The following is a 4,094-nucleotide window of genomic DNA, read 5'->3' as shown; positions in this document are numbered from 1 at the left end:
AATCGCACATCATCAGTTGAGCTGATCGGTACGCATGAAATGATAGCAAGTATGCTTGGTGTGCGGCGTGAAGGCATCAGCGAGGCTGCCTGCAGCTTGCAGCGCGCTGGCATCATCCGTTACCGCCGTGGGCGTGTCACAGTGTTGGATAGATCTCGCCTGGGGGCCAAAGTTACCAAAGATTATCAGTTGGTTAAGGAAGAATATGCCAGGCTGATTCCCGGTGTGAGCAAATTATGATGGAAGCTATCCTCTTCCGCCTTGCTAGTACTCCGTTCCGTCAATTAGCTCACAAATGAAATCGATGGATTCGCCTGCCAGGCTAGGCGCAAACCGCAGTCATAGCCGTAGCTATGGCGAGGATTTGCAACAACGCATGACAGGCGAAGGCGCGATTTCATGTAAGCGTTTTGGCGGAACGGAGTACTAGACAAACCTATAACCATACTTGTATCCGTCTTTTGTACGGCAGCGCACATACCTGATTCCTTTTATGCCGTAAGCTATAAATTGTGATAGGTTGATTTGCTTCACATAGGTGGAGTTATAGATGCTCTTGCCAAAGGATATAAGCAATACATACTGCAGCTAAGTTAGTTGAAGCTATGCCTATCGGATTAATAGCGACAATTTGCAATGGCAAATTCTTACAAGGAGATTGGAATGGGTAAATACCTTCTGGCATGGCTACTCGGCGTTCCAACGTTCGTACTGGTCATCATTTATTTGTTGTACAACTAAAAATATTACAACCAAATTGGTTTTATCCTGAGCCGTTTGTGCTGATGGGATCGGACGATAGGCGGGATAGTGCAAGGATTTCCCGCAGCTGATTCAGCCTAAGTATGACGCATTCTTGGCTGACCATTAAACTGAAGGAGAGACACAAATGAATATTTTGAAAACATTTATAGTCATAGCAATTTCGATGACTTTTATTGCTGGACTTCCCGCATGCGAAAAAAAGAACTCGGCAGAAGCAGTAGGTGAAAAAATTGATGATGGAGCCGAAAAAGCGGGTGACGCCCTCGATGAAAAGATCGACTACTAGAAGTCGGGGTTAAGAGTGCACTGAATAAGTAGCTGCACACACTGTATCAGACGATATTGGCCAAGATGGCGTCGCCATTAAATTTTCCATAACACGGTATTCAAGCTGCTTGGTTGCGTTGCGAGTCAAGACTGGGAATTAAATAGTCCATGCGCATTCTCGCGCCTTACCGGGTAGCTTGAAAACTACGCACTTGGTCACGTTCAACCGAAGAATCTGGAATGATCGATTGAAGCGCTATGGACCCTAAATTTTTTGGTACGGGGTTAGGTAGGATTTTGACGCGAATTGGTTCCTGCGTTAAAAACACCATGTGAAGCGTTGTGGCGTCAGATTCGCCGATTCTTCGATCAACATCAGATCTCGCGTTATACCGAACATCTCTCCTATTGTACTGATGACGGGCATTTATATGACCTGCTTCCGATACCTTTTCCCGAGGAGGCTGTCAAATACGTCGCTGCACGTTTGCTTACCGTATAGACCCGTTGCCAGCAGTTGAGCAAACTGTGCTGCGGTAGCCGGCTGGCTTAAAAAATAGCCTTGCGCCTCATTGCAATGCTGTTGCTTCAGAAAGGCTAGCTGCTCCTGTGTCTCCACACCTTCTGCGATTACTCGCTGCTTGAGGCTGGCACCCAAGGTGATGATGGCGTTGATAATAATGCTGTCATTGTTACCGCGACCAATGCCTTGTACTAATGAAGAGTCTATTTTGAGAATATCAATTGAAAATCGATGCAGACAACTCAAGCTGGAGCTACCGGTGCCAAAATCTTCTATTGCCAGTTGTATCCCGATATTTTTGAGTTGCCGGAGTATCATGACACTTGATGCGGCATTGCGCATCAACACACTTTCGGGTATTTCCAGTTGCAGGCAACATGGATCCAGCCCGGTTTCATGCAAGATGGCTTGCACACTGCCAACGAATCCTTGGGCGTATAATTCCTGTGCAGAGATGTTTACGGCGATGGACCCCAGCTCTAGTCCTGCGTGCTCCCAGTGCCTAGCTTGCATGCAGGCTTCACGTAATGCCCAGCGGCCGATCGGCACTATCAGCCCGCAGTCTTCCGTAATCCGAACAAAACGATTGGGTTGCAACATGCCCCAATCCGGATGCGCCCAGCGTAACAATGCCTCGGCACCAGTGATCATGCCGTTTTCCAGGTTGACTCGAGGTTGGTAAAATAACACAAATTCTTGTTGTGCTACCGCACGTCGCAAATGGGTCTCGATGACTTGCCGCTCGACAGCGAGGACATTCATCTCGTCCTTGAAAAACTGGTAATTGTTCCGACCCTTTTCCTTGGCATGGTACATTGCAATATCCGCATTCTTGATCAATGTTTGCGTGTCCTGTCCATCTGTCGGATAAATACTGATACCGATACTGGTCGTCACGTGCAGCTCATGCCCATTAATAGCATGCGACTCTGCCAGTGCGGCAAGTATCTTGTCGGCAGTCAAGGCGGCATTTTGCGCTTGTTTGTCTTGTGTCATCAATATGACAAATTCATCACCCCCCAACCGGCCGACTGTATCGGAGTGCCGTACACAGGCGCATAATCGTTGCGCAACAGATTGCAGCAGTTTGTCTCCGTTCTCATGTCCTAGAGAATCGTTGATATGCTTGAAATTATCCAGATCCAGAAAAAGCAGGGAAAGCTGCGTGCCGCGCCGTTTTGCTATGGAGATTGCCTGTGTGATACGGTCGTCAAGCAATACGCGGTTGGGTAGATTGGTCAGAGAATCATGCTGCGCCAGATGCGCCATTTTCGTGATCATCCCCTGTGCCGCCGAGATGTCGTGGAATACAATTACAGCACCGACAATCTTTCCATTCACGTCGTGGATCGGCGCAGCCGAGTCTTCAATTGCCGCTTCACTTCCATCGCGCCGGATTAAAACCGTGCCGGCAGTCAATCCCATGGTCTCGTCCCACTTCAGGACCCACTCAATTGGATTAGGCACTGGGTCATGTGTCTTCTTATTAATGATTTGCATGACTTTGGTAATGGATTGCCCGTGCGCTTCTTCTCTCGGCCATCCAGTCATAGATTCCGCCGCCATATTCATATAGTTGACATTGCCCGACATATCAGTGCAGATGACTGCATCACTGATGGAGTTGAGCGTGATTTCAGCACGGTTTTTTTCTATGAAGAGTGACTCTTCGGCGTTTTTGCGCTGGATGATGTTGCTTAATGTTTGCGGTATCAGATTGTTGTTAAAGTAATCCCTTGCTAGACAACCTTGCGCGCCACGCTGCGCTATATCTGTTGCAAGTATGTCGTTATCCGTCTGAACGAGTACCAAAACCGGCATTTTAGGCACGATAGAAAACAGCCTATCTAATGTCGCAATGCCTTTGCTATCGGGCAGCGACAAATCTACTAACATGACGTCGATACTTTTACCTGTCCTCAATCGCGCAAGTCCATCGTGGAGTCGTGTCACCCATTCAACTTGAAATGAACCGTTTTTTGCCTGACTGAGCGTATCCTGTAGTAACTTAGCATCGGTGGTATCATTCGTGATAATCAGTACTTGGTACACCAATCAACCTCTCTTTCACGTTTGATAAAGGAATAGAGCCGTAATTTGCCCGCTATGTTCACGTCGCAAAGGCTGATGATCAAACATCCACTCAATCAGCAGCATCAGTAGAATGGAGCGGAAGCTCGGCTGGCAACAACAGGATTGCTGGAATTACTCTTTGTCATCGCCGATTTCATGGCCTACAACGCCACCGACCGCTGCACCACCGACTGTTCCGAGAGCGCTGCCACCTGTGAGGGCTGCGCCTCCTACAGCACCGACACCCGCACCGATCGCTGTGCTTTTATCTTGTGCTGTCATCCCGGAACAACCACTCAAGCTGAATAATACGACTATGACAAGCGCGCTAATAATTGCAGTTGCTCGTATTGCTTTCATTGAAGCACCTCTTTATTGACTATCAAACTATAGGACTTCCTATGGTTATCAATTAATAATAGTCGCAGCGTCCATCGCTGTCGGTTCGGTAACACACATACGCGTC

General features: G+C 47.9%; 4 protein-coding genes and 1 pseudogene. 3 read left to right on the top strand and 2 right to left on the bottom strand.

The window, feature by feature from the left end:
- The 3 genes and pseudogenes from ABTW62_RS13445 to ABTW62_RS13435 form a co-directional block, all read left to right on the top strand.
- Window positions 1-240: Crp/Fnr family transcriptional regulator (locus tag ABTW62_RS13445; RefSeq protein WP_430905086.1), on the top strand; the 240-nt coding region annotated here is incomplete at its 5' end.
- A 649-nt stretch (window positions 241-889) separates the two neighbouring features.
- On the top strand, window positions 890-1,051 hold the full coding sequence (locus ABTW62_RS13440; protein ID WP_430905085.1) for a hypothetical protein: 162 nt from the start codon (window positions 890-892) through the stop codon (window positions 1,049-1,051).
- 339 nt (window positions 1,052-1,390) lie between these two features.
- Window positions 1,391-1,522, top strand: a pseudogene (locus tag ABTW62_RS13435) (multinuclear nonheme iron-dependent oxidase); the annotation flags it as partial.
- Here the strand turns inward: ABTW62_RS13435 and ABTW62_RS13430 are convergent.
- Window positions 1,460-3,607 carry an EAL domain-containing protein gene (locus ABTW62_RS13430; RefSeq protein WP_430905084.1) on the bottom strand — a complete coding sequence of 716 codons (2,148 nt, stop codon included), beginning with the start codon at window positions 3,605-3,607 and terminating at the stop codon, window positions 1,460-1,462. The pseudogene ABTW62_RS13435 and the gene ABTW62_RS13430 overlap by 63 nt on opposite strands.
- Before the next feature lie 153 nt (window positions 3,608-3,760).
- The gene (locus ABTW62_RS13425; protein ID WP_430905083.1) at window positions 3,761-3,988 is read right to left on the bottom strand and encodes a glycine zipper 2TM domain-containing protein; all 228 of its coding nucleotides are present in this window, start codon (window positions 3,986-3,988) and stop codon (window positions 3,761-3,763) included.
- Window positions 3,989-4,094 lie beyond the last annotated feature (106 nt).

It is taken from the genome of Nitrosomonas sp. ANs5 (assembly GCF_050584665.1).
Lineage (GTDB): Bacteria > Pseudomonadota > Gammaproteobacteria > Burkholderiales > Nitrosomonadaceae > Nitrosomonas.
The sequence above is the reverse complement of the archived record's forward strand: the minus strand, read 5'-3'. Positions and strand labels throughout refer to the sequence as shown.